The organism is Variovorax boronicumulans (genome assembly GCF_019352895.1).
Lineage (GTDB): Bacteria > Pseudomonadota > Gammaproteobacteria > Burkholderiales > Burkholderiaceae_C > Variovorax > Variovorax boronicumulans_A.
Genome location: NZ_JAAAFX010000004.1, coordinates 2,100,432 through 2,123,635 on the forward strand (window position 1 = coordinate 2,100,432; position 23,204 = coordinate 2,123,635).

Annotated in this window: 21 protein-coding genes; 14 read left to right on the forward strand and 7 right to left on the reverse strand. The window is 70.0% G+C overall.

Features of this window, described 5'->3' with window-relative positions; translation table 11 throughout:
* Window positions 1-56: 56 nt before the first annotated feature.
* Window positions 57-1,109 (reverse strand): hypothetical protein, encoded by a 1,053-nt coding sequence (locus K0H49_RS11315; protein WP_219212096.1) that lies wholly within the window; start codon window positions 1,107-1,109, stop codon window positions 57-59.
* Between the two features lie 220 nt (window positions 1,110-1,329).
* Here K0H49_RS11315 and K0H49_RS11320 point away from each other — a divergent pair, with 220 nt between their 5' ends.
* Window positions 1,330-1,545, forward strand: coding sequence for a hypothetical protein (locus K0H49_RS11320; RefSeq protein WP_219212098.1), 216 nt, complete (start codon window positions 1,330-1,332; stop codon window positions 1,543-1,545).
* A 168-nt stretch (window positions 1,546-1,713) separates the two neighbouring features.
* Here the strand turns inward: K0H49_RS11320 and K0H49_RS11325 are convergent, their stop codons facing one another.
* Genes K0H49_RS11325 through aspT (K0H49_RS11335) form a run of 3 tightly spaced genes read right to left on the reverse strand, consistent with a single transcriptional unit; the run spans window position 1,714 to window position 6,825 of the window.
* Window positions 1,714-3,354 carry a bifunctional aspartate transaminase/aspartate 4-decarboxylase gene (locus tag K0H49_RS11325; RefSeq protein ID WP_219212100.1) on the reverse strand — a complete coding sequence of 547 codons (1,641 nt, stop codon included), beginning with the start codon at window positions 3,352-3,354 and terminating at the stop codon, window positions 1,714-1,716.
* 44 nt (window positions 3,355-3,398) lie between these two features.
* A complete protein-coding gene (gene aspT, locus K0H49_RS11330) occupies window positions 3,399-5,087 on the reverse strand; it encodes an aspartate-alanine antiporter (protein WP_219212102.1) in 1,689 nt (562 codons plus the stop codon).
* Window positions 5,088-5,118: 31 nt separating this feature from the next.
* Window positions 5,119-6,825: an aspartate-alanine antiporter gene (gene aspT, locus K0H49_RS11335; RefSeq protein ID WP_257624666.1), complete on the reverse strand. Its 1,707-nt coding sequence runs from the start codon at window positions 6,823-6,825 to the stop codon at window positions 5,119-5,121.
* A gap of 320 nt (window positions 6,826-7,145) precedes the next feature.
* On the opposite strand from aspT (K0H49_RS11335), the gene K0H49_RS11340 reads away from it, so the two are divergent.
* From K0H49_RS11340 to K0H49_RS11365, 6 genes are all read left to right on the forward strand, one after another.
* Window positions 7,146-7,670, forward strand: a complete 525-nt coding sequence (locus K0H49_RS11340; RefSeq protein ID WP_219212103.1) for a sigma-70 family RNA polymerase sigma factor — start codon at window positions 7,146-7,148, stop codon at window positions 7,668-7,670.
* Between the two features lie 87 nt (window positions 7,671-7,757).
* The gene (locus K0H49_RS11345; RefSeq protein ID WP_219212105.1) at window positions 7,758-8,870 is read left to right on the forward strand and encodes a FecR domain-containing protein; all 1,113 of its coding nucleotides are present in this window, start codon (window positions 7,758-7,760) and stop codon (window positions 8,868-8,870) included.
* Window positions 8,871-9,001: 131 nt separating this feature from the next.
* Window positions 9,002-11,401 (forward strand): TonB-dependent siderophore receptor, encoded by a 2,400-nt coding sequence (locus tag K0H49_RS11350; protein ID WP_219212107.1) that lies wholly within the window; start codon window positions 9,002-9,004, stop codon window positions 11,399-11,401.
* A 10-nt stretch (window positions 11,402-11,411) separates the two neighbouring features.
* Window positions 11,412-11,693 carry a DUF3649 domain-containing protein gene (locus tag K0H49_RS11355; protein WP_219212109.1) on the forward strand — a complete coding sequence of 94 codons (282 nt, stop codon included), beginning with the start codon at window positions 11,412-11,414 and terminating at the stop codon, window positions 11,691-11,693.
* Window positions 11,694-11,727: 34 nt separating this feature from the next.
* Window positions 11,728-13,284: a PepSY-associated TM helix domain-containing protein gene (locus K0H49_RS11360; protein ID WP_219212111.1), complete on the forward strand. Its 1,557-nt coding sequence runs from the start codon at window positions 11,728-11,730 to the stop codon at window positions 13,282-13,284.
* Window positions 13,284-13,562: a DUF3325 family protein gene (locus K0H49_RS11365; protein WP_219212113.1), complete on the forward strand. Its 279-nt coding sequence runs from the start codon at window positions 13,284-13,286 to the stop codon at window positions 13,560-13,562. The genes K0H49_RS11360 and K0H49_RS11365 overlap by 1 nt, the downstream gene beginning before the upstream one ends.
* A gap of 22 nt (window positions 13,563-13,584) precedes the next feature.
* Here the strand turns inward: K0H49_RS11365 and K0H49_RS11370 are convergent, their stop codons facing one another.
* Complete coding sequence (locus K0H49_RS11370) at window positions 13,585-14,646, reverse strand: NAD(P)H-dependent flavin oxidoreductase (protein WP_219212114.1); 1,062 nt, start codon at window positions 14,644-14,646, stop codon at window positions 13,585-13,587.
* An 87-nt stretch (window positions 14,647-14,733) separates the two neighbouring features.
* Between K0H49_RS11370 and K0H49_RS11375 the strand changes: the two genes are divergently transcribed.
* The 6 genes from K0H49_RS11375 (at window position 14,734) to K0H49_RS11400 (ending at window position 19,933) form a co-directional block, all read left to right on the forward strand.
* On the forward strand, window positions 14,734-15,618 hold the full coding sequence (locus K0H49_RS11375; RefSeq protein ID WP_219212116.1) for a LysR family transcriptional regulator: 885 nt from the start codon (window positions 14,734-14,736) through the stop codon (window positions 15,616-15,618).
* 10 nt (window positions 15,619-15,628) lie between these two features.
* A complete protein-coding gene (locus K0H49_RS11380; RefSeq protein WP_374122336.1) occupies window positions 15,629-16,795 on the forward strand; it encodes a YbfB/YjiJ family MFS transporter in 1,167 nt (388 codons plus the stop codon).
* Window positions 16,796-16,858: 63 nt separating this feature from the next.
* The gene (locus K0H49_RS11385) at window positions 16,859-17,872 is read left to right on the forward strand and encodes a D-cysteine desulfhydrase family protein (protein ID WP_374122337.1); all 1,014 of its coding nucleotides are present in this window, start codon (window positions 16,859-16,861) and stop codon (window positions 17,870-17,872) included.
* Window positions 17,873-17,890: 18 nt separating this feature from the next.
* Complete coding sequence (locus K0H49_RS11390) at window positions 17,891-18,826, forward strand: LysR family transcriptional regulator (protein WP_219212120.1); 936 nt, start codon at window positions 17,891-17,893, stop codon at window positions 18,824-18,826.
* A gap of 150 nt (window positions 18,827-18,976) precedes the next feature.
* Complete coding sequence (locus K0H49_RS11395; protein ID WP_219212122.1) at window positions 18,977-19,687, forward strand: SDR family NAD(P)-dependent oxidoreductase; 711 nt, start codon at window positions 18,977-18,979, stop codon at window positions 19,685-19,687.
* 9 nt (window positions 19,688-19,696) lie between these two features.
* Window positions 19,697-19,933, forward strand: a complete 237-nt coding sequence (locus tag K0H49_RS11400; RefSeq protein ID WP_219212124.1) for a tautomerase family protein — start codon at window positions 19,697-19,699, stop codon at window positions 19,931-19,933.
* A gap of 3 nt (window positions 19,934-19,936) precedes the next feature.
* On the opposite strand, the gene K0H49_RS11405 is transcribed toward K0H49_RS11400, so the two are convergent.
* Window positions 19,937-20,833 (reverse strand): LysR family transcriptional regulator, encoded by an 897-nt coding sequence (locus K0H49_RS11405; RefSeq protein ID WP_219212126.1) that lies wholly within the window; start codon window positions 20,831-20,833, stop codon window positions 19,937-19,939.
* A gap of 192 nt (window positions 20,834-21,025) precedes the next feature.
* On the opposite strand from K0H49_RS11405, the gene K0H49_RS11410 reads away from it, so the two are divergent.
* Complete coding sequence (locus K0H49_RS11410) at window positions 21,026-22,057, forward strand: YeiH family protein (RefSeq protein ID WP_219213241.1); 1,032 nt, start codon at window positions 21,026-21,028, stop codon at window positions 22,055-22,057.
* A 14-nt stretch (window positions 22,058-22,071) separates the two neighbouring features.
* Here K0H49_RS11410 and K0H49_RS11415 read toward each other — a convergent pair whose 3' ends face one another.
* Complete coding sequence (locus K0H49_RS11415; protein ID WP_219212128.1) at window positions 22,072-22,986, reverse strand: LysR family transcriptional regulator; 915 nt, start codon at window positions 22,984-22,986, stop codon at window positions 22,072-22,074.
* Between the last annotated feature and the right edge of the window lie 218 nt (window positions 22,987-23,204).

Consider the following 23,204-nt stretch of genomic DNA (forward strand, 5'->3'; position numbering starts at 1 on the left):
CACACAGCCCGCTCGGGACTCGGTGTCCGGTCTCTCTCCTCCAACCTGTCCGACGCTCAGCTCCGGGTCCTGAAGCTGAATGTCCGGTCGAAGGCCTGACCGTTCGCGGACCCCTTGAAGTGGACGGTATAGACCGTGGCGGGCTGAAGCGGGGAGAGCGGCACCATGAAGAACTCATGGCCCTGGATCGGGCCCACATCGGTACGCACGGGCACCTGGACGCCGGCCGAGGTCCCCAGGCTGTAGCTGTCCACCTTCAGCAGCGCGCCGGCGTCGGCCCGCAGGTAGACCGGTGGCCCGACGAGCACGGCGGTGTCCGTGATGGCCGGGAAGGGGTTCGGGATTTCGGTGGCGGGGGCAAAGGCGTATTCGGCGTCCTGGATGGCCGCACAGGGATAGCTGGCGATATTGCCGGGGCCCAGCAGCTGCGTGCCTTCCTGCGCACCGAGGAGGGCGCCGAAACGGTACTGGACCGTCGTGAAGGCGTAGCCGCCCTGCATCGAACTGAAGTTCCGGGTGTTGTCGGCCAGCCCCACGCTGCGGGCGCCATTCATCGCATCGGAAAGGTGGGCCACCGTGTTGAGCAGGCCCCGAATCGCCAGCAAGCCGAATTGGGCGTCGCCCGGCTCCCCGCCGGGATCTGCCGAGACAAAGGTCCTGACCTTGGCCGACAGGATCTCGCTCACGTTCCCGCCATAGCCGGCGGCGACTGCGCGGTCCTGCGGAAGCGCTCCGGTGAAGAAGGGATTGCCGGGCGTCTCGACATGCCCGGCCGTCAGGTTCGTCGCGCTCGATTGTTCGAGCAGGTAGCTCACATGGGCCAGGGACGCCGTGTCGAGCTTGGCGTTCTGATTCAGTGCCCCGAAGCCGCAGCCCATTCGGACATCCTGAAGGTAGTTGAAGGCGGCCTGTTCGCCCGAGCCCGCCGGGTAGGTCGGGGCGGCAGCGGTGGTCTGCAGCGTGCCGCCGACCGGTTGTGCCATGGGCGGCGCAGGGTCGTCGGGTGCTTGGGCCACAGGGGCCGACGCTCCGGAGTCGCCGCCACCACCACCGCAGGCGGCCAGCAGGCCGGCTGCGGCGCAGATCAGGGCTTTCGAGAGGGCTTTCATGTCGTACTCCGGGTGAGGGCGCGTCCTTGAGATCCCCAGCGGTCTCCTGTTAGAACTAAAGATAGCGCTCCGACATTTCCGGCCCTGTCAGCCGACAGCGAAGCCGACGCCTCCTGATGTCTCACAAGGCCGGCTCGATTCACGATCTGCCGATCGAACGGTGCCGCATGCCGGACCATGATGCGCCGGGCCGTTGCGTCCGGGAAGCGGTCTATGCCGAATGGCCGGCGTCGTCTACAGGGTGCTCGGGAAAAGGACGACGACGCCGGCGTGGCGCCCAGCGAACGCCGGCGGCAAGATCGACGTCAAGGTCTATGCGGGCGCGACCCACGGCTTCGACGGCGACCCGGCCCCGACGCGCAGGTTCCGCATCGCCACCGTGGAGAACGGCATCGACGGCGAGGTCTTCGCCGAGCCCGATGGCCGCTTCGCCTAAGGCGGCAGGCACTTCACCGAAGCCTGCGACCTGGCGCTGCTGGGCGAGATGAGCAGCGGCTGCATGAAGAAGGGCGCTTCGTTCTGGACCCACGTCGCGCGCAAGGAGGAGGCCACGCGCGACGTGCTGGCCTTCCTCGATGCGCAGTTCACGCGCAACTGACGCCGGTCATTTCTTCTTCTTCCCGCCGGATGCCGGCCTGGCCTTGGCCTTGCCCGCACCGCCCGCCTTCTCCTGCTCGAACAGCGCGAAGAATTCCGAGGCCATGCGCCGCAGCGCGCGCCCGATGTTGGCGTAGTCGTACTCGTTGAGGTTGGCCAGCGACACCCGCCCCGATGCGTGCGTGCCGCCGAAGCCGCGCCCGGGCAGCAGCACGATGCTGGTTTCCTGCGCGATGCGGAACAGCGCCTCGTTGGGCTGGAGCCGCGTCAGGATCCATTCGCCGAAACGCGCGCCGTGCATCTGCGTCGCGATATCCTGCATGTCGAGCAGGTGGTAGTAGCTGACCGAGTTGGGGTCCACCGGCAGCGGCAGGCCCAGCTCGCGGTACAGCGCCTCCTTGCGGCGCAGCACGATGCGCTTCATCGCCTTCTTGTACGACTGGGGTTCGTCCATCAGGCAGAACAGCGAGAACATCACCATCTGCGCCTGCACCGGCGTCGAGAGGCCGGCCGTGTGGTTGAGCGCCACGGTGCGGCTGTCGGCCACCAGCCGGTCGATGAACTTCAGCTTGCGCGGCGCGGTGGTGATGCTGCCGTAGCGTTCGTCGAGTTCCTTGCGCGTGGCCTCGGGCAGCGCGGCGATCTGGCGGTCGATGATGTTGTCTTCGTGGGTCGCCACCACGCCCATGCGCCAGCCGGTCGCGCCGAAGTATTTCGAGTACGAATAGACCAGGATGGTGTTGCGCGGACAGATCGCGAACAGCGACTTGAAGTCGTCGGCGAAGGTGCCGTACACGTCGTCGGTGAGGATGATCAGGTCGGGCCGCTTCTTCACGATGTCGGCGATGCCTTCGAGCACCTCGTCGCTGAGCTTCACCGAGGGCGGGTTGCTCGGGTTGCACAGGAAGAAGGCCTTGACCTTGGGGTCGAGCAGCTTCTGCAGCTCCTTCTTCGTGAACTGCCAGCCGTTCTCCGGTGTGGCCTCGATCGACAGCTCCACCAGCTGGTAGTCGTTGAGGCGCGGGATCTCGATGTAGGGCGTGAAGATCGGCATGCCCAGCGCGATGGTGTCGCCGGCCTCCAGCAGGTGGTTCTCGCGCAGGCTGTTGAACAGGTAGGTCATGGCGGCCGTGCCGCCCTCGACCGCGTACATGTCGAAATGGCCGACGAAGGGGTGCGTGCCGATCATCTCCTGGTGGATGTACTGGCCCACGATGGTCTCGCTCAGCCGCAGCATGCGGTCGGGCACGGGGTAGTTGCAGCCCAGGATGGCTTCGCACATCTCGTAGATGAAGTCGCCCGCCGACAGGCCCAGCTGGTCGCGCACATAGGACACGGCGGCCTCGATGAAGCGCACGCCGGGCTGGCCCTCGTGCGCCTTGGTGAAGATCTCGAAGCGCGCCTCGATGCCCTCGCGCTGCGGGAAGCCGCCCACGCCGTCCATGTAGACGAAGGAACGCTCGCTCTCCGTCATGGCGAACAGCCCGAACTGGAAGAAGCCGTGGCGCGGCGTGGTCGCGAGGAAGTTGGGGTTGCCGCGCCCCGCGTTCAGCATCAGCCGGTCGCTCTGCCGCGCCACCTGGATCAGTGCGTCCTTGAGTTCGAAGGGGCTCAGGCCGCCGAGTTTCTGCACGTCGCCGAAATCCATGGAAATACTCCTGGGTAGAAAAACAGAAAGAGAAGGGAAGCGGCTCAGACCAGCGCCACGATCAGCGGGCCGAGCAGCGTGAGGAACACGTTCGCCAGCGCGTAGGTGATGGCGAAGGGCACGGTGGGCATGGTGTTCTCGGCCTTGTCCAGCACCTCGCCGAAGGCCGGATTGGCGCTGCGCGAGCCGCTGAGCGCACCCGCGAAGATGGCCGTGTTGGTGTAGCGCAGCACGTAGCGGCCGAAGAGCATGGTCAGCAGCATCGGCACGATGGTCACGACCACGCCCACGCCGAAGATCGTCAGGCCCAGCTGCCGAACCGTCTCGACAGCTTGCAGGCCCGACTGCAGGCCCACCACCACCACGAAGCCCGCCAGCCCCAGGTCCTTGAGCAGCTGCACCGCGCCCGGCGGCAGCGCGCCGAAGCTCTGCTTCTTCGCCCGGTACCAGCCGAACAGCAGGCCGGCCAGCAGCGCGCCGCCGCCCGAACCCAGCGTGAGCGGGATGCTGCCGAGCTTCACGCTCAGCAGGCCGACCAGCAGGCCCACCACCAGGCCGGCACCGAGGTAGACGAAGTCGGTCTTGGCGCTCGGCACGATGGTGTCGCCGATGGTCGCGGCCACGCGCTTCACGTCCTGTTCGGCGCCGTAGATCGAGACCATGTCGCCCAGGTGCACCACCGTGTCGGGCTGCATCGCCAGCACCGTGCCCATGCGGCTGAGCTGCACCACGAAGATGCCGTGGCGCACGCCGCCGGCCGTGGCCTCGCGGATCTGGGCCACGGTCTTCTTGTCGAAGGTCTTGTTGGTCAGCACGACCTCGCGCTTGAGCATCGTGAGTTCCATGCCCTCGACCGCATAGACCTCGCGCCCGAGCAGCGGCGCGCTGGCCACCACCGCGTCGCGCCGGCCCACGGCCAGCACCGTGTCGCCCTGGTGCAGCATCAGCGCGGGGCTGGGCTCGATGAGCTTGCCCGCGCGCTTGACGCGCTCGATGGTGATGGTGGTGGCCGGATTGGCGTTCTCGATGTCGGCGATGCTGCGCCGGGGCTCGTCCACCAGCTCGTAGATCCGGCCCACCAGCGAGGGCGCGGCGTCTTCCTGGTCGGGACCGAGCACCTTCACGCCGGCCTGCATGGCGGTCTCGGCCGCGATGGCGTCGTCGCGAATGCTGCGGCCCATGAGCTTGGGCAGGATGTTCACGCACACCAGGATCGCGCCGAAGGAGCCGAACACGTAGGTCACGGCGTAGCCCACCGCCACGTTGCCCTGCAGCCGCGCGGTCTCGGCGGCGTCCAGGCCCAGCTTGGCGATGGCGTCGCCGGCGGTGCCGATGATGGCCGACTGCGTGAGCCCGCCCGCCGCCACACCCGCGGCCAGCCCCTTGTCGAGCCCGAACAGCCGCGCCATCACCACCACGGTGAGCAGGCCGGTGAGAGCCATCACCGCGGCCAGCACGATCTCCTTGATCGACTGCCGACCCAGCGAACTGAAGAACTGCGGGCCGCTCTCGAAGCCCACGGCATAGATGAACAGCGCGAACAGCACGGCCTTGACGCCGCTGTCGATCTGCACGCCCACCTGGCTCACCAGCACGGCCACCAGCAGCGAGCCGGCCACGCCGCCGAGCTGGAACTTGCCGAACTTGATCTTGCCGATCGCGTAGCCCACCGCGAGCGACAGGAAGAGCGCCATCTCGGGTGATTTCTTGAAGAGCTCGTGCAGCCATTCCATGGGTCGGTTCCTTGGGTTTGGAGAGGAAGAATCAGGGGTGAGGGGGCGGCAGCATGCCCGCGAGCGCCACGATCAGCGGGCCCATCAGCGGCAGCACCACGTTCGAGATCGCGTAGGTGATGGTGTAGCCCAGCAGCGGCGTGGTGTTGCCGGCCGCGTTCTGCACCGCGCTGAGCGCGGGCGTGCTGCATTGCTGCCCGGCGATGGCGCCCAGCAGCACGGGCGCCTCGAGCTTGAGCAACTTGTGGCCGACGAACAGCGACACGCAGGCCGGCACCAGCGCCACCGTCACGCCCACCAGCGGCAGCGCGATGCCGAACTTGCGCACCAGCGACACCGCCTGCGGGCCCGAGGCCAGGCCCACGCAGGCGATGAAGGTGGCCAGGCCCAGGTCCTTCATCAGCGCCAGCGCATCGGGCGGGATGCTCAGCCGTTGCGGGTGGCGTGCCTGGTACCAGCCGAAGGCCAGGCCGGTGAGCAGCGCGCCGCCGCCGGTGCCGAGCGAGAAGGGCACGTCGCCCAGCGTGAGGCCGAAGCCGCCGATGAACACGCCCAGCAGGATGCCCATCGACGCGTAGCTGATGTTGCTGTGCGACGAGGCCTGCACGCGCTCGCCGGCCAGCGCGACCGCGCCGTTCACCTCGGCCGCCGGTCCGTAGAGCTTGAGGATGTCGCCGCGCCGCAGCGCCATGGCGGGCAGCAGCGGCATCGTGCGGCCGTCGCGCAGCAGTCCGATGAGCTGCACCTGCGGCGGCATCGTCGCGTGCAGTTCATGCAGCGTCCGGCCGACGCGGTCGCGCCGCGTGAGCACGACCTCGGTGGTCTCGACCACGGCATCGAAGGCCGCGGTGTCGGCGAACTCGCGGCCCAGCAGTTCGGCCACGCCCACCAGCACCTCGCGCCGGCCGATGGCGAGCACGCGGTCGCCGGTCTCCAGGCGCAACGCGGCTTCGATGGGCAGCGGGCGGCCGCGGCGCATCACGCGCTCGATCACGGCGCGGCCCTCGAACAGCGTCGTCAGCGTGCCGAGCGTGCGGCCGCGTCCCTGCGACACCTCGTACACGCGCCCGATCATCTCGGGCGTGGCGCTGGCGGCGGCCGCGTCCTCGGCGCCGCCGCCCAGCGTCTTCCACAGCCGGTCGGCCTCGGCGCGCAGGTCGACCCGCAGCAGCAGCGGAAAGACCTGGCTGGTCGCCACCACGATGGCGATCAGGCCGAACACATAGGTGATGGAATAGGCCGTGACCACGTTGGCCTGCAGCTGGCGGATGGCGTCGGCGGGCAGCGCCAGCTTGGAGAGGGCGTCGGTGGCCGTGCCCACCACGGCCGATTCGGTGGCGGCGCCGGCCATCAGGCCAGCGGCCGTGCCCTGGTCGAGCTGCAGCCACCAGGCCGCGCCCAGCACCAGGGCCACCACCACCACCACCTCGACCAGGCACAGCAGCCCCAGCCGCAGCCCCTTGGCATCGAGGTTGGCGAAGAACTGCGGGCCGCCCGCGTAGCCCAGCGCAAAGATGAAGAGCATGAAGAAGGTGTTCTTCACGCTGTCGGCCAGGTGGATGTCGAACTGGCCCACGGCCAGCGCCGCGATCAGCGTGCCGCAGATGCCGCCGAGCTGGATCGGGCCGAAGCGGATCTGGCCGAGCGCATGGCCCAGGGCCAGCACCAGGAACAAGGCGATCTCGGGCTGCCTCTGCAGCAGCGCAATGCCTTCCGCAACCAAACCCGATGCATTCAAAGCGGGATTCCTCGCAAGCGCCAGGACCTGCTCGGGCGGCAGGAGAGCCTGTCCCGGCCCGTGGATGCAGGGCCGGTGTCGACGCTGGGGCGCCGACGATAAGCCAGAATGTAAATCAAATGCAAGAAACGCACGGGGCCCTGCAGTGGCGCCGGCAGGGGAGGGAGGGGCCTCATTCAGGGACGCGTTCCACGCCAGCCGATCTGCCCGGAAACAGTCTGGATGATAATAAGAACAATTCTTATTATTCTGGTGGATTCGGCTCTTCGCTGCTCTGCAACCCTCGGTTGCGCAGCCGGTCAGGCCGCCATGGGTGTGCCTTGCTGGAGCGCTACTACCGCGAACTGCTGAACTTTCTGCACCGCCAGGTGAACGACCGCGACACGGCGGCCGACCTGGCGCAGGAGAGCTACGCCCGGGTGCTCGCCGTCCAGCATGCCGGGCGCAGCATCCTCGACGTGCGGGCCTTGCTCTACCGCACCGCGCGCAACCTGTTGGTCGACCGGCACCGGCGCGCCGAGGTGCGTCGCCATGACAGCCTGGACGCGATCCCCGAGGAGGAGCAGCCCGCCGCCCCCTTGCACCTGCAGCCCGAGGGCGCGCTGGCGTCGCAGCAGGTGCTGCGCGCCTATGTGGGGGCGATCGAGGCGCTGCCGCCACGCTGCCGCGAGGCCTTCGTGCTGCACGTCTTCGACGAGCTCACGCATGCCCAGGTGGCCCGGCGCATGGGCATCTCGGTCAGCATGGTCGAGAAGCATGTGGTACGCGGCATGCTGGCCTGCAAGCACTGCGAACGCCAGCTGAAAGGCCGGGACGATCCGGCCCCGGAGCGGGCGCCGACCTAGTGGACCTTGCGATTCGACGACGCAAGCTGAGGATTCGGCACCCCTCGTGCGTCTACAGTCTCGAGCGCTGATGTTTTTTCCATCCCCATGATCACGACCACTTCCGATCGCCATGCCGCTGCCCCCGGGGCGGATGCGGCGGTGTGCGCGCTCGATCTGGCGGCCGCGACCTGGGCCGCCCGCCGGCGCAACGGCCTCGATGCCGAAGGCCAGGCCGCGCTGCAGGCCTGGCTGGACGCAGACCCCGGGCATGCGGCCGCGCTCGAGGACATGGCGGCCACGGTCGGGCAGCTCCGGCAGTTGCCCGGCGAGGAGATCGCCGCGCTGCGCCGTGGCCTGCCGCGAGCCGCCCCGGCCCGGGACGGCGAGCGCCAGGCCCGGCCCGTGCCGCGTGGCTGGCGCCTCAGCCCGCTGTTCGCGCCCGCGGCCGTCGCCGTGCTGGCGGTGGCCGTGGCCGGCGGCGGCTGGATGGGCTGGACGCGCTGGCAGGCGCTGCCGACCTTCGAGCAGGCCTTCGCCACCGAACGCGGCCAGCAGATCGTGGCCAGGCTGCCCGACGATCCGGCGCGCGGCACTTCGGTGCAGCTCGACACCGCCACCCGGCTCGAGGCGCGGCTGTTCCGCGACCGGCGTGAGGTCCGGCTGCAGGACGGCCAGGCGCTGTTCTCGGTCCATGCCGACGCCGCACGGCCCTTCCACGTGTGGGCCGGCCCACTGCACATCGTGGTGGTCGGCACCCGCTTCTCCGTGCGGCACACGAGCTCGGGCCTGGACGCGGGCCGGACCGTGGTCGCTGTGGAGGAGGGGCATGTGCGCGTGAGCCGCGCGGCGCAGCCCGACGATGCGGCGGGCGCCGAAGCGGCCGAGGCGCCGGTCGAACTCGTGGCCGGCCAGATGCTGGTGGGCGAGGACGACGGCCGCCTCGGGCCCGTGACCCGCGTCGCGCCCGCGGCCATCGCCGCGTGGCGTTCGGGGCGCATCAGCTTCGACCACACGCCGCTGGCCCAGGCCCTGGCCGAGTTCGAGCGCTACCGCAGCACCGGCCTGGTCATCCGCGATCCGGCGGTCGCCAGTCTGCCGGTCGGCGGCAGCTACAGCCTGCAGCAGTTCGGCCGCTTCGCCGAGTCGCTGCCGATGGTGCTGCCGGTGCGGCTGGTGCCGCAGGGCGAGGTCAGCGAGATCGTGCTGCGCAAGCCCTGAAATCTTTCTGAGAATTTTTTCGTTTTCGACCTGAGGTTTGCTTCGGGCCGGTGCGTCTACAGCGGTAGGACCAGGCGAACGCTCCGTGGCGGCCGCCTGACAAAGACCACCGACCGAGGAGTTTCCGATCTATGCGCGCCGCGCGTTTCAACCTTGCCCCGCTGACCCTGGCGGCTGCCATCACCGCGATCTTCGTCGCCGGTTTCTCATCTTCCGCGCATGCCCAGAGCGGCGCGGCCACGTCGAACGCGATGGCGTTCGCGATCCCCGCACAGCCGCTCGGCCAGGCGCTCAACGAACTGGCCCGGCTGGCCAACCTGCAGCTGAGTTTCCCGGCCGCGCTGGTGGCCGGCAAGACGGCACCGGCCGTGTCGGGTCGCTGGACGGCGCAGCAGGCGCTGGACCGCATGCTGGCCGGCAGTGGCCTCGAGGCGATGGTGGACGGCGCCTCGGTGCTGGTCCGGCCGGCGGTCTCGGGCCGCGGGGGCGCGCCGACGCTGCCGGTGGTCGAGGTCACCGAATCCGCCACCCGCTCGCCGGGGCCCTATGCGGGCGGGCAGGTGGCACGCGGCGGCCGCATCGGCCTGCTGGGCGACCGGGACATGCTCGACACGCCCTTCAGCGCCACGCAGTACACCGCGCAGCTGATCGAAGACCAGCAGGCACAGAACCTCGGTGACGTGCTGGTCAACGACCCCTCGGTGCGCAACACCTACTCGCGCGGCGCCGGCCGCGACGAGTTCAACATCCGCGGCTTCACGCTGTTCAACTACGACGTGTCCTTCAACGGGCTCTACGGCATCTCGCCGCGCAACGCGAGTTCGCTGATCGGCATCGAACGCGTCGAAGTCCTGCGCGGCCCGAACGCGCTGCTCAACGGCATGGCGCCGGCCGGCTCGGTCGGCGGCTCCATCAACCTGGTCCCCAAGCGCGCCGGCATCGAGCCGCTCAACCGCGTGACGCTGTCGTACATGGACGACGGCCAGTTCGGTACGCAGTTCGACATCGCACGACGCCTCGGCGAGGACAAGCGATGGGGCGTGCGCGCCAACATCCTCAAGCGCTCGGGCGACACGCCGGTCGATCATTCCAAGGAAGACCTCGACGCCTTCACGCTGGGCGTCGACTACCAGGGCGACCGTGTGCGCCTGGAGGCTGACCTGAGCTACCAGAACCGCCTCACGCATGCGCGCAGCGGCCTGCTGTTCCCGCCGGAGGCGGGCACGGCCATCGGCCCGGCACCCGACGCCAAGACCAACTTCCTGCCGGCCTGGACCTACTGGAAGTCGAAGGAACTCTCGGCCATGGTGCGTGCCGAAGTGGACCTGGCACCGAACCTCACGGCCTACGGCGCCGTCGGCGCCATGCGCTACGACTTCCGCAGCCTGCAGACCAGCTGGCTGATGCAGGACAGCCTCGGCGCGATCGCCGGGCGCCCCGCGCGGCTCAACGAAGAGGTCGACACCCAGACCGCGGAGGTCGGCCTGCGCGGCAAGTTCGCGACCGGCTCGCTGCGCCATGAAGCGGTGGTCAGCGTCAGCACGCTGAATTCGGAGCAGGGCACGCGCCGGCAGAACGGCGCCTTCATCTTCTCCAATCTCTACCAGCCGGCCGACATCGCGCAACCGAACATCACGGTCGATGCGTACATCCCCAAGGTGGCCGAGACCCAGTTGCGCAGCGTCGCCGTGGCCGACACGATCTTCTCGAGCGACCGCCGCATCCAGCTGACGCTGGGCGCACGCCATCAGCAGGTCGAGACCTCGGGCTTCGATCCCGTGAGCGGCAACCGGAACGCGCACTACGACAAGTCCGCCGTCACCCCGGTGGCCGCGCTGGTGGTGAAGGCCACCGATGCCTTCTCGCTCTACGGCAACTACATCGAAGGCCTGAGCCAGGGCCCGACCGCGCCGTCGGGCGCCTCCAACGCCGGCGAGGTGTTCCCGCCGACCAAGGCCAAGCAGATCGAGCTAGGCGCCAAGTACGACTTCGGCCGCTTCGCCACCACGCTGAGCGTGTTCCAGATCGAACGCGCCAGCAGCTTCCTCGATCCGGCGACGCTGCGCTTCAGCGCCGATGGGCAACAGCGCAATCGGGGTGTCGAGCTCATCACCCAGGGCGAGGCCGCGCGCGGCGTGCGCCTGCTGGCCGGCTTCGCCTACACCGACGGCGTGCTGACGCGCACCGAAGGCGGCGAGAACAATGGCCGCACCGCGCCCGCGACGCCGAAGTTCCAGCTCAACCTCTACGGTGAGTGGGACACCCCCTTCCTGCCCGGCCTGAGCTTCACCGCCCGCGCGCTGCGCACCAGCGCGCAGTACGTGGACGTCGGCAACACGCAGCAGATCCCGGGCTGGACGCGCTACGACCTCGGCGCCCGCTATCGCTTCGTGACCGGCAACGTGCCGATCACGGTGCGCGCCACCCTCGAGAACGTGGGGGGTAAGAACTACTGGCAGTCCGCGGCGCGCGAAGGCCTGACGATCGGCGCACCGCGCACGCTGCTGGTGTCGGTGTCGGCGGACTTCTGACGCGTCGACGGTGCGGTCCGCGCGCTGGGGCGTTCTCTCGCGCTGCCTGGCTGCGGCGGTCGGCGGCTACGCGCTCGCCACCACGCTGTCCACGGCCATCGTCGCGCTGGTCGAATCGGGCTTCGGGGCCATGGCGCGTGTCGATGCCGTGCTGGTCGCGATGCAGCTGAGCTTCGTGGTCTACACGGGCGCGGTGATGTGGGCCTTTGCCGCGCGCAGCGCGCGCTCGGCATGGCTCGGGCTCGCGCTGCCGACCCTGTTGAGCGCGCTGCTCGCATGGGCGCTGCTGTGAAGCGCGGGCCCATGTGCGCGAGGGCGCAGCGACGATGAAGGAACAATTCCGCCAGTCCATGGCATGGCTGCACACCTGGCTGGGCCTGCTGTTCGGCTGGGTGCTGTACTTCGTCTTCGTCACCGGCACCCTCGGCTATCTCGACACGGAGATCGATCGCTGGATGCGGCCCGAGCTGCCGGTCGCTCGCCCTGCCGCGTCGCAGGCGCCTGCGATCCTGCAAGCGCAGCGCTATCTGCAGGACCATGCGGCGCAGGCGCGGCGCTGGAACATCACCTTGCCGATCGATCGCAACGAGCCCTATCTGCGGGTGTTCTGGCAGGCCGCGCGCGGTGCGCCGCCCGGTGCATCCGGCGCGGCCTACCTCGACCCCGAGGCCGGCCGGCGCATCGCGACGCGCGACACGGCCGGCGGCCAGACGCTCTACCAGATGCACTGGCGGCTGCACTACCTGCCGGCGCTGGCCAGTGAGTGGATCGTGGGCCTCGCCACGCTGGCGATGCTGATCGCGCTGGTCACCGGCATCGTGGTGCACAAGAAGATCTTCGCGGACTTCTTCACCTTCCGGCCCGGCAAGGGGCAGCGTTCGTGGCTCGACGCGCACAACGTGGCGAGCGTCCTGACCCTGCCATTCCAGCTGATGATCACCTACTCGGGCCTGGTCTTCCTGATGTTCTCGTTCATGCCGTGGGTCGTGACGCCGTGGTATGGGCCGGGCGAAGCCCAGCAGGAAGCTTTCCTGAACGAGGTGTTCCCGCCGCTGGCGCCGAGCCGAAGCGCCGGCCAGCCCGCGCCGCTCGTGCCGCTGGAGCGGGTGCTGCACGACGCGCAGGCGCGATGGGGCGGCAAGCCGGTCGCCACGCTGGGCTTCGAGAACCCCAACGATGCCAACGCCCGCATCCATGTCGTCGGCGACTTTGCCGCCGGCCCGCTGCGCGCCACCGACATCCTGGTGTACGACGGCGTGAGCGGCGAGCGGCTCATGCAACGGGACGCGTGGCAATCGGGTCCCAAGGCCTTCCGCGACCTGATGCTGGGCCTGCACGAAGGCATCTTCGCGGCGCCGGTCCTGCGCGCGCTCTATGTGCTGTCGGGCTTGCTGGGCGCGGTGATGATCGCGACGGGGCTGGTGCTGTGGTCCGTCAAGCGCCGGAAACGCGTCGAGCGGCACCGGGGCAAGGCCCATGCCGGGCTGCGGCTGGTGGAGCGGCTCAACGTCGCCGTGGTCATCGGGCTGCCGGTGGCCATCGGCGCCTATTTCTGGGCCAACCGGCTGCTGCCCGTCGACATGGCCCAGCGCGCCGCATGGGAGGTGCACACGCTGTTCGGCGTCTGGCTGCTGATGTTCCTGTGGGCCGCGCTGCGCCCGCCACAGTGCGCGTGGAAGGAGCAGGCACTTCTCGCCGCCTTTGTCTTCGTCCTGCTGCCTGGGCTCAATGCCCTGACCACTTCGCGCGGCCTTCTGCCATCACTGGTCGATCACGACATGGTGATGGCCGGCTTCGACCTGGCCGCGCTGGTGGTCGGCATCGCGTTCGCCTGCGTCGCCTGGACCCTGCGACGACGACAGGCGAGGGCCGCGGCGTGTTGATGGCGTGGCTGGTGCCGGCGCTGCTGCTGCCCGGTCTTGGCGCACTGGCGCTCGCCATGGACCGGCATCACGAGCAACTGCCGCGCCGCTGGCGCGTCGGCCTCGCACGGTCGATGCTGCGCGGGCTCGGCATCGCCGCGATCGCTTCTTCCCTGGCCTGCGCCCTGACCGACGGCGGCGCCTCGCGGGGCGTGCTGCTGTGGCTGGGCTGGCTGGCGCCGTGCGCGCTGGCGGTCATCGGCGTGCTGGCCCGGCCTGCGCGCAGGCGGAAACCGTAGCCAGAGAGGGGCCGCGTTTTTTTCAGCGGCTCGCTGCCCGCCATTCCTCCGTCAGCACCGCGACCAGTTCCGCCACCGGCAGTTCGCGGATCATCGACACCCCTTGCCCCGCCCACTGCGCGGCAAACTCGCTGTTGCCCTTGGCCGCGGCCGCGGCGGTCAGCGACTTGGCGGCGTCGTAGGCGATGGGGTAGTCGGGCAGCGCGGCCAGGGCCCGGGCGTCGGCATCGAGGTAGAGGCGGTTGGGAATGCCGCGTGCGGCGCGACCCGAGATCGTGGCGGTGACGGCGGTGCGGGGCGCGGACTTCAGGGCCGCGCGGTAGGCCGCGTTGGCCGCCGACTCCGGGCACAGCAGGAAGGCCGTGCCCAGCTGCACGGCGGAGGCGCCGAGCTGCAGTGCGGCGGCGATGCCCTGGCCGTCCATGATGCCGCCCGCCGCGATCACGGGGAGCTTCGAACGGCGCGCGATCGCGCGAACCAGCGCGAAGGTGCCGATCTGCGGGTCGCCCTGTTCAGGATCGAACACGCCGCGATGGCCGCCGGCCTCGTAACCCTGCGCGACGATCCAGTCGATGCCTGCGGCCTCGATCTGCGCGGCTTCTTCCAGCGAGGTGGCGCAGGCGGCCAGCACGATGCCTGCGTGGTGCAGCGCCTCGATCCATGCCTGCGGCGGCAGGCCGAAATGGAAGCTCACCACGGCCGGGCGCTCGGCCAGCAGCATGTCCAGCATCTCGTGGTCGACCGTGAAGCTTTTGTAGATCTCCTTGAGGCCGGTTGGCGGCATGGCGCCGAACTCCTCGAAGCGTGGGCGCAGCAGCGCGAGCCAGGCCGCCTCGCGCGCCGGGTCGGCGACGGCGGGCCGGTGGCAGAACAGGTTGACGCTGAAGGGCTTGTCGGTCAGCGCGCGCGTGGCCGCGATCATGGCCCGGGCCTGCGCGGGCGTGCTCGCGCCCAGGCCCAGCGAGCCCAGGGCGCCGGCGTTCGACACGCCGGCCGCCATCTCGGGCGTCGAGGCCCCGGCCATCGGCGCCTGCACGATGGGGAGCGGTACGTGGAGTCGGGCGAGGGCGTTCGAGGCATGCATGGCGAGTTCCTTGAATGAGATGACGCGAGGCTGTATGATCTTAAAAACAGAACAACTTGATTTTATACATCTCTTTCAAGGAACGATGTGGAACACGCGACGTTGGAGATCTTTTGCGCGGTGGCCGAGGAACTGAGCGTGACCCGGGCTGCGCAGCGCCTGGGCCGTGTCCAGTCCAACGTGACGACACGGGTCCAGCAGCTCGAGGAGGAGCTGGGCGTGGCGCTGTTCCTGCGCGACAACAAGCGCATGACGCTGTCGCCGCAGGGCGAGCGCTTCCTGCACTACGCCAAGGCCCTGCTGGCGCTGGCCGAGGAGGCGCGCCAGGTGCTGCATCCCGCGGAGCCCACGGGCGTGCTGCGCATCGGTTCGATGGAGAGCACGGCGGCCAGCCGCCTGCCCGAGCCGCTGGCGGCCTACCACCGCCAGTTCCCTCAGGTCCGGCTGAGGCTGTCCAACGGCCCCTCGCGCCAGCTGGTCGCGGCGGTGCATGGCCGCAGCCTGGACTGCGCCTTCGTCGCGCTGCCGCCGGTGGCCGAGGGCGATGCGGCGATCGACCTGGCAGACCTGGGCCTGGCGTCGGTGCCGGTCTTCGAGGAGGAGCTGGTGCTGCTGCTGCCCCCGGGGCATGCGCCGGTCCGGCATGTCGACGAGATCGCGATCCGCTCCGTGGCGGCGTTTCCAGACGGCTGCACCTACCGGCTGATCACCGAACGCATCCTGGCCCGCGGGCCGGCGGTGGCGCCGCTCGATGTGCAGGAGATGGGCTCCTACCACGGCATGCTGGCCTGCGTGGCCTCGGGCGAGTGCGTGAGCCTGATGCCGCGCAGCGTCGTCGCGCTGATGGGCAAGCCCAAGGGCATGCGCGAGCTGCCGATCACGACGATCGACACGGTGCTGGTCTGGCGCCAGGGCTACGAGACGCCGGCCTTCGAAGCGCTGCGCGGGCTGATCACCGCGACGCATCGCTAGGAGAAGAAAGGTGACGACCGCATCGACTCCGCACCTGGCCGAGCGCCGTGCCATCGGTCCCGCGCTGGCCGCCTCGCTGATCCTCGCGATCGGCATGGGCTTCGGCCGCTTCGCCTTCACCGGCCTCTATCCGGTGATGGTGGGCGACGGTTTCCTCACGGTGCATGGCGGGACGCTCGCGGCCTCGGCCAACTATGCGGGCTACCTGCTGGGGGCGCTGCTGATCAGCCACGCGAAACCCGCGCAGGCGCGCAGCCTGTGCATCTGGTCGACGGCGGGCAGCATCCTGTGCATGGCGCTGCTGGGCGTGCTGCACGCGGCCGCGGTGATCATCGCGGTGCGCGGGCTGGCGGGCATCTGCAGCGCGGTGTCGATGGTCGCGGCCTCGCTCTGGCTGTTGCAGCACATGGGTCATGGGCACGGCGCGCCGATCCTCTATGCGGGGGTGGGCGTGGGCATCGTGCTTTCGGCGGAACTCATCGCGCTCGGGCACCACGCGGGCCTGGCCAGCCCGGCGCTTTGGATCGTGCTGGCGCTCGCCAGCCTGGTGCTCGCCCTCGCCGCATCGCCGGCACTCGGCCTGCAGCCGGAGCCCGCACCGGCGTCGGATGCCCGGGCCGAAGCGCGCGTGGCCGGGCGCGGCACGCCGCTCGCGCAGGCGCTGCGGCTGATCGCGATCTACGGGCTGGCCGGCTTCGGCTACATCGTGACCGCGACCTACCTGCCCCTGTTCATCAAGGGCGCGCTGGGGCCGGTGGACCCGATCCATGTCTGGGCGGTGTTCGGCTTCGGCGCCGTGCCTTCGTGCTTCTTCTGGCACTGGCTGCAGGTGCGCGCCGGCACGCGCCGCAGCCTGACCCTGAACCTGGTGGTCCAGGGGGTCGGTGTCGTGCTGCCGGTATTCAGCCAGAGCGCCGCCGCCTATCTGCTGAGCGCCTTCCTGGTGGGCGGCACCTTCGTCGGCACCGTGACCATCGCGATGCCGGCCGCGCGCCGCGTGGCCCATGCGGTGCGCTTCAGCATGCTGGCCGTGATGACCGCGGTCTACGGCGTGGGCCAGATCATCGGCCCGCTGGTGGCCAATGCGATCCTGGCGTCGACCCAGTCCTTCACCGGCTCGCTGCTGACGGCGGGTGGGGCCTTGATCGTCGCGGCAGTGCTCAGCGCAGGGCTTTGAAGGTCCTGGAGCCGGCGTGCTTCTAACATGGCACTTTTCAAGATCTCTTCAGAGGAGACTGCCGTGTCCACCGCCCCCCCGCTCGATCTGACCCGCTTCGCACGCCATCGCCTGCTCGACGGCGTCACGCCCATCCAGCCGCTCGCACGCCTGGGCAAGCAGCTCGGTTCTGTCGAGATCTTCGTCAAGCGCGACGACCTGATGGGCCTGGGCGGCGGTGGCAACAAGCTGCGCAAGCTCGAGTTCCTGATCGCCGAGGCGCAGGCCATGGGCGCCGACACCATCCTGACCGTCGGCGCGCGGCAGTCGAACCATGCCCGGCTCACGGCCGCGGCCGCCGCGAAGGCCGGCCTGGCCTGCGAACTGGTGCTGACCCGCTCGGTGCCGCGCGACGACGAGGACTTCGTGCACAACGGCAACGTGCTGCTCGACACCTTGCTGGGCGCCCGGGTCCACGACGTGGCCGACCCGGCCGCGGCGATGCCCTTCCTGCAGCACCGCACGGCCTCGCTGCGCGCCGCGGGCCGCACGGTGTACGTCGCGCCCTTCGGTGGATCGTCGGCGGTGGGATGCCTGGGCTATGCGAACTGCGCGGCGGAGATCCTGGCCCAGTCCGAGGCCATGAACACGCGCTTCGACCGCATCGTCGTTCCCAATGGCAGCGGTGGCACGCAGGCCGGGCTGGTGGCCGGATTCCTCGCGATGGGGCGCGACCCGCGGGTCGTGCAGAGCTACACCGTGCTGGCGGCGGCGGACAAGGCGCATGCCACGACCTGGGGCCTGGCACAGGAAACACTCGCCAGCCTGCAGCCCGGGCGCAAGGTGCCCGGCGACGCCATCGTGCTCGTCGACGGCCAGATCGGCGGCGGCTATGGCGTGCCCACCGACGCCATGCGCGAGGCCGTGCGCACGATGGCCTCGCTCGAAGGCCTGCTGCTCGACCCGGTCTACGGCGGCAAGGCCTTCGCCGGCCTGCTGCAGGACGTGCGGGCCGGCAAGTTCGCCAAGGGCGCGAAGCTGCTGTTCCTCATGACCGGCGGCCTGCCGGGGCTGTTCGCCTACCGGCGTGCGTTCTGATTCGGAAGAAGGCCGCGCATGGACCGCATCGACGCGATGAAGGTGTTCGTCGCGGCACTGGACGCAGGCAGCCTGTCGGCCGCGGGCCGGCGCCTGGGCCGATCGCCCGCGGCGGTCAGCCGCGCCATCGCCTTCCTCGAGCACCATGTGGGCACCGAGCTGCTGCACCGCACGACGCGCGCGCTCAAGCTCAGCGAGGCGGGCGAGCGCTATGCCTTCGCCTGCCGCCGGATCCTGGGCGATCTCGAGGAGGCCGACCTGAGCGCGGCCGGCGAGCGGGCCGCGCCGCGCGGCACGCTGACGCTGAGCGCGCCGCCCATCAGCGGCGAGCAGATCCTGCAGCCCATCGTCGATGCCTACCTCGATGCCTTTCCCGGCGTGTCGGTGAACCTGGTGCTGCTCGACCGGCCGGTCAACCTGGTCGAGGAGGGCATCGACGTCGCATTGCGCGTGGGCGAGCTGCCCGACTCCTCGCTGGTGGCGTTGCGGGTCGGCGGCGACGTCAAGCGCGTGGTGGTCGCGGCGCCTCGCTACCTGGCCGCGCACCCGCGCATCGACGAGCCTTCCGACCTGCTCAAGCACCGCATCGTGACCACCACGCACTTCGGTCATGACTGCTGGATCTTCCCGCCGCTGCCGGGAGGCGCCGTGCCGCGCACCGTGCATTTCAAGCCGCGGCTGGTGGTCAACAGCGTGCGGGCCGCGCTCGCCTCCGCGGTCGCGGGCCACGGCGTGACGCGGCTCTACACCTACCACGTGGCCGAGCGGGTGCGCGACGTGTCGCTGCAGATCCTGCTGCGCGACGCCGAGGCCGCGCCCATGCCCGTGCACCTGGTGGTGCCGCAGGGGCGGCTCTCGGTGTCGAAGGTGCGGGCCTTCGTCGACTTCGCGGCGCCGCGCCTGCGGGCCGAGTTCGCGCGGCTGTCGGCCGAGGCCGGCGCGGTCGGCGCATAGGCAGGCCGGCGCCATTCTTCCCCTTTCTGCAAAGCTCTTCGTCGCACGTCGACGCTTCTCGCAGCGAGGCCCGACGCCCAGAATTTCCGGACGGTCCCCACGGGCCGCCGGCGGCAATCACGCCAGCCGGAAGACACCTCCGAGGACATCATGGGCATCGAACAGAAAGTCGCCATCATCACGGGCGCATCGCAAGGCATCGGCGCAGCGCTGGTGAAGGCCTACCGTGACCGCAACTACCGCGTGGTCGCCACCTCGCGCTCGATCCGGCAGGGCGCCGACACCGACGTCGTCGCCGTGGCCGGCGACATCGGCGAGGCCGCGACGGCCGAGCGCGTCGTGCGCGAAGCCATCGCGCGCTTCGGCCGCATCGACACGCTGGTCAACAACGCGGGCATCTTCACCGCCAAGCCTTTCGTCGACTTCACGGCCGAGGACTTCCACGCGAACATCGCGACCAACGTGGCCGGCTTCTTCCACATCACGCAGCGCGCAGCGGCGCAGATGCTCAAACAGGGCTCGGGCCACATCGTGAGCATCACGACCAGCCTGGTCGACCATGCGGTCTCGGGCGTGCCGACCGTGCTGGCCAACCTCACCAAGGGCGGCATCAACTCGGCCACCAAGGCGCTCGCGATCGAGTACGCGGCCCGGGGCATCCGCGTGAACGCGGTCTCGCCCGGCATCATCAAGACGCCGATGCATGCGCCGGCCACGCACGACTTCCTGGCCGGCCTGCACCCGGTCAAGCGCATGGGCGAGATCCAGGACATCGTGGACGGCGTGCTGTTCCTCGAGTCGGCCGGTTTCGTGACCGGCGAGATCCTGCACGTGGACGGCGGCCAGAGCGCCGGGCACTGAGCCCGCGCCATGCCATTCGTCACCATCCAGGTCACGCGCGAGGGCAGCACGCCCGGGCACGATCGCGTCACGGCCGAAGAGAAGGCCCGGCTCATCGCGGGCGCGAGCCAGCTGCTGCTGGACGTGCTGCACAAGCCGCTCGACGCGACCTTCGTCGTGGTCGAGGAAGTCGAACTCGACAACTGGGGCGTGGGCGGGCTGCCCGTGGCCGAGTACCGGCGGCGGCAGGCCAGGCCGCCCGGTTGAGGCCTACGGCGCCTGCTCGCAATGCGCCACGAAGCGCTGCAGGTTGGCCGAGAAGCGCTTCTGCTGGTGATGCACCTGGTAGAAGCGCCGCGTGAGCCGCGGCAGCGTGGTGTGCAGCACCACCAGCCGGCCCAGCGTCACCAGGTCCTGCACCGCGCACAGCGAGAGGCAGGCCAGGCCCAGCCCTTCGGCCGCGGCCTGCTTGATGGCCTCGGTGCTGCCGGGCTGCAGGTCGACCTGCAGGTGGTGCAGGTGCGGCAGCAGCGCCTGCTCGACCGCCTCGCGCGTGCCCGAGCCTTCCTCGCGCAGCAGCCAGCGCGCCTGGCGCAGCGCCTTGAGCGGCACGCGCGCCTGTGCATCGCCTGCCGCCAGCGGATGCGAGGGCGAGGCCACGATCACCAGCGCGTCTTCGAGCCAGGGCACCACGCGCAGTTCGCTCTCGTGGCAGGGGCCTTCGATCAGGCCCAGGTCGACCTCGAGCCGCGTCACCGCGGTGGCCACCTCGCGCGTGTTGCCGATCACCACGTCGATCGCGGTGCCGGGCCAGGCCCGCAGATAGCCGGCCACCAGCGAAGGCAGCAGGTAGTTGCCGATGGTGGTGCTGGCGCCGATGCGCAGCCGGGTCGCCACGCCGGCTGTGGCCTGGCCGAACTGGTCTTCGATCTCCTGCGCGCCGTCGAGCACGGCGCGGGCCTGCGGCAGCAGCGCGCGGCCGTTGTCGTTGAGCAGCAGGCGCTTGCCGATGCGGTCGAACAGCTGCGCGCCGAGCAGGTGTTCGAGTTCGTTGAGCGCGCCGCTGGTGGCCGACTGCGACAGCGCGACGCGCAAGCCGGCCGCGGTCGTGCTGCCGGTGTCGGCCACGGCCGTGAAGATCAGCAGCTGGCGCAGCGTCAGCCGCATCGGGCATTCCTTATTACCGGTTTCATGGGTACGTTATAACTGAACTATCTGTTTGTCAGATAGGTTGCCAAGCGCCACAGTTCGTTCATGCCATCCGCGAGCGGTGGCCGGAGAACCGAATTGCACCCCGCCACCCATGCCACGACGCTGCCGAACGAAGCCCCTGTCGTGGCGCCTTCCTACCTGCGCCGCATGGGCCCGGGCCTGCTGTTGACGGGCGCGATCGCGTTCGCGGCCATCCACCTGGGCGAGTTCGGCTGGCTGCAGGCCCACGGCATCAGCCCGCTCACGCTGGCGATCGTGCTAGGCATGGGGATCGGCAACACCGTCTACCCGCGCATGGCCCCCACGGCCGACCCGGGCGTGGGCTTTTCCAAGGCCAACCTGCTGCGCCTGGGCATCGTGCTCTACGGCCTGCGCCTGACCTTCCAGGACATCGGCGCCGTCGGCTGGACCGGGGTGGCCATCGACGCCGCGGTGCTGTGCAGCACCTTCGGCCTGGCCTGTTTCCTCGGCACCCGGGTGTTCGGCCTCGACCGCCAGACGGCGATGCTGATCGGCGCCGGCAGCTCGATCTGCGGTGCCGCGGCGGTGATGGCCGCCGCGCCCGTGGTGCGGGGGCGGGCCGAGCAGGTGTTGGTGGCGGTCGCCACGGTGGTGGTGTTCGGCACGCTGGCGATTTTCCTGTACCCGGCGCTGTACCGGCTCGATGCGCAGTACGGCCTGATCGGCCTGTCGCCCAAGGCCTATGGCGTGTTCGCGGGCTCGACCATCCACGAGGTGGCGCAGGTGGTGGCGGCGGGCCGCGCGGTCGGCGAGCAGGCGGCCGACACGGCGGTGATCGCGAAGATGGTGCGCGTGATGATGCTCGCGCCCTTCCTGATCCTGCTGTCGGCCTGGCTGTCGCGCGCCGACGCGAAGCACGCCGGCGCGGGCGCGGGCAGGGGGCGGATCGTGGTGCCGTGGTTCGCGCTGGGCTTCGTGGCGGTCGTGGGGCTGCACTCGCTCGCGGTGCTGCCCGCGGCCGTGGTCGCGCACGCGATCGAGGTCGACACGGTGCTGCTCGCGATGGCCATGGCCGGCCTGGGCCTGACGACCCATGTCTCGGCGATCCGCAAGGCCGGGTTCAGGCCGCTGGCGCTGGCGGCCCTGCTGTTCGCCTGGCTGGTGGGCGGCGGGCTGGCGATCAACCTGGGGATGGGCGCGCTGCTGGCACAGCCCTGACCCCACGGCAGGGCTCAGGCCGCGGCGGCCTGCTGCGTCGGGCAGCGCTTGAGGCGCTCGATCAGCCAGCGGCCGGCGGGGCCCGGCGGCGCGGCGGTCGGGTAGACGGCGGACATCGGCAGGATCAGCCCGCCGGGCGGCACGTCCTCGATCGAAAGTTCCACCAGCCGGCCTTCGGCGATGTCGCGCTGCACCGTATGCAGCGGCATGCCGCCCCAGCCCAGGCCGTTCAGCAGGAAGGCATGCTTGGCGAACAGGTCGGCCAGGCGCCAGGTCGAGGACGACATCACGCCGAACTCGCGGCCGGCCGACAGCTCGGAGCGGTCGGTGAGCACCAGCTGCACATGCCTGGCGAGTTCCGACTTCGGGACCGTGCCCTGGAACTGCGCCAGCGGATGGTCCCGCGCCGCTACCATGCCGAAGGCGATGCCGTTCAGGCGTTCGCCGCTCAGCGAGGCCGGCATGATCGGCAGCGAGCCGACGATGCCGAGGCTCGCGCTGCCGTTCAGCACCGGCTGGTAGGCGCCGCCCAGCGCCTCGACGAACAGCCGCAGCGGGGTGCCGGGGAAGTGCTCGCGAAAGGCCTTCGCGGCTTCGGTGATGGCCTCGATCGGGAAGAACACGTCGACCACCACCGACAGCTCGGGCTCCAGGCCCGAGGCCATGCCCTTGGCGCGCGCCTTCATGAAGTCGACACCCGAGACGATGCCGCGCGCGTCGGCCAGCAGCACCACGCCCGCGGGCGTCAGCTTGGGGTAGCGGCCCGAGCGGTCGAACAGCGCCACGCCGATCTGCGCCTCGAGGCCGCTGACCAGGTCGCTGACCACCGATTGCGCGCGCCGCACCTTGCGGGCCGCGGCCGAGAAGCTGCCTTCATCGACCGATGCGATGAAGGTCCTGAGTTGATCCAGCGAAACACCGTCGAGCACCACATCTCCTGCAGCCGGCCGAGCCGGGGGTAGGGAGCGGAATATAGCGGCAGTGTCCCGATCGCGTCGGGAGCGCTCGCCGGAAGCCTCCATCGGCCATGCCGATGGATCGCATCGAAAAATCACGGCTGTTCAGGGGCGCGCCGTCTTGGAAAACTACGACCCATGTTCCGCCCCGCCAAAGCATTTCTTTCTGCCGAGCCGGGCCTTCCTGTGGT

Excerpts from the sequence above, each read along its gene's own strand:
- K0H49_RS11315 (WP_219212096.1), bottom strand. The coding sequence starts at position 1,109 with ATGAAAGCCCTCTCGAAAGCCCTGATCTGCGCCGCAGCCGGCCTGCTG.
- K0H49_RS11320 (WP_219212098.1), top strand. The coding sequence starts at position 1,330 with ATGGCCGGCGTCGTCTACAGGGTGCTCGGGAAAAGGACGACGACGCCG.
- K0H49_RS11325 (WP_219212100.1), bottom strand. The coding sequence starts at position 3,354 with ATGGATTTCGGCGACGTGCAGAAACTCGGCGGCCTGAGCCCCTTCGAA.
- aspT (WP_219212102.1), bottom strand. The coding sequence starts at position 5,087 with ATGGAATGGCTGCACGAGCTCTTCAAGAAATCACCCGAGATGGCGCTC.
- K0H49_RS11345 (WP_219212105.1), top strand. The coding sequence starts at position 7,758 with ATGATCACGACCACTTCCGATCGCCATGCCGCTGCCCCCGGGGCGGAT.
- K0H49_RS11350 (WP_219212107.1), top strand. The coding sequence starts at position 9,002 with ATGCGCGCCGCGCGTTTCAACCTTGCCCCGCTGACCCTGGCGGCTGCC.
- K0H49_RS11360 (WP_219212111.1), top strand. The coding sequence starts at position 11,728 with ATGAAGGAACAATTCCGCCAGTCCATGGCATGGCTGCACACCTGGCTG.
- K0H49_RS11365 (WP_219212113.1), top strand. The coding sequence starts at position 13,284 with ATGGCGTGGCTGGTGCCGGCGCTGCTGCTGCCCGGTCTTGGCGCACTG.
- K0H49_RS11370 (WP_219212114.1), bottom strand. The coding sequence starts at position 14,646 with ATGCATGCCTCGAACGCCCTCGCCCGACTCCACGTACCGCTCCCCATC.
- K0H49_RS11390 (WP_219212120.1), top strand. The coding sequence starts at position 17,891 with ATGGACCGCATCGACGCGATGAAGGTGTTCGTCGCGGCACTGGACGCA.
- K0H49_RS11395 (WP_219212122.1), top strand. The coding sequence starts at position 18,977 with ATGGGCATCGAACAGAAAGTCGCCATCATCACGGGCGCATCGCAAGGC.
- K0H49_RS11400 (WP_219212124.1), top strand. The coding sequence starts at position 19,697 with ATGCCATTCGTCACCATCCAGGTCACGCGCGAGGGCAGCACGCCCGGG.
- K0H49_RS11405 (WP_219212126.1), bottom strand. The coding sequence starts at position 20,833 with ATGCGGCTGACGCTGCGCCAGCTGCTGATCTTCACGGCCGTGGCCGAC.
- K0H49_RS11410 (WP_219213241.1), top strand. The coding sequence starts at position 21,026 with ATGGGCCCGGGCCTGCTGTTGACGGGCGCGATCGCGTTCGCGGCCATC.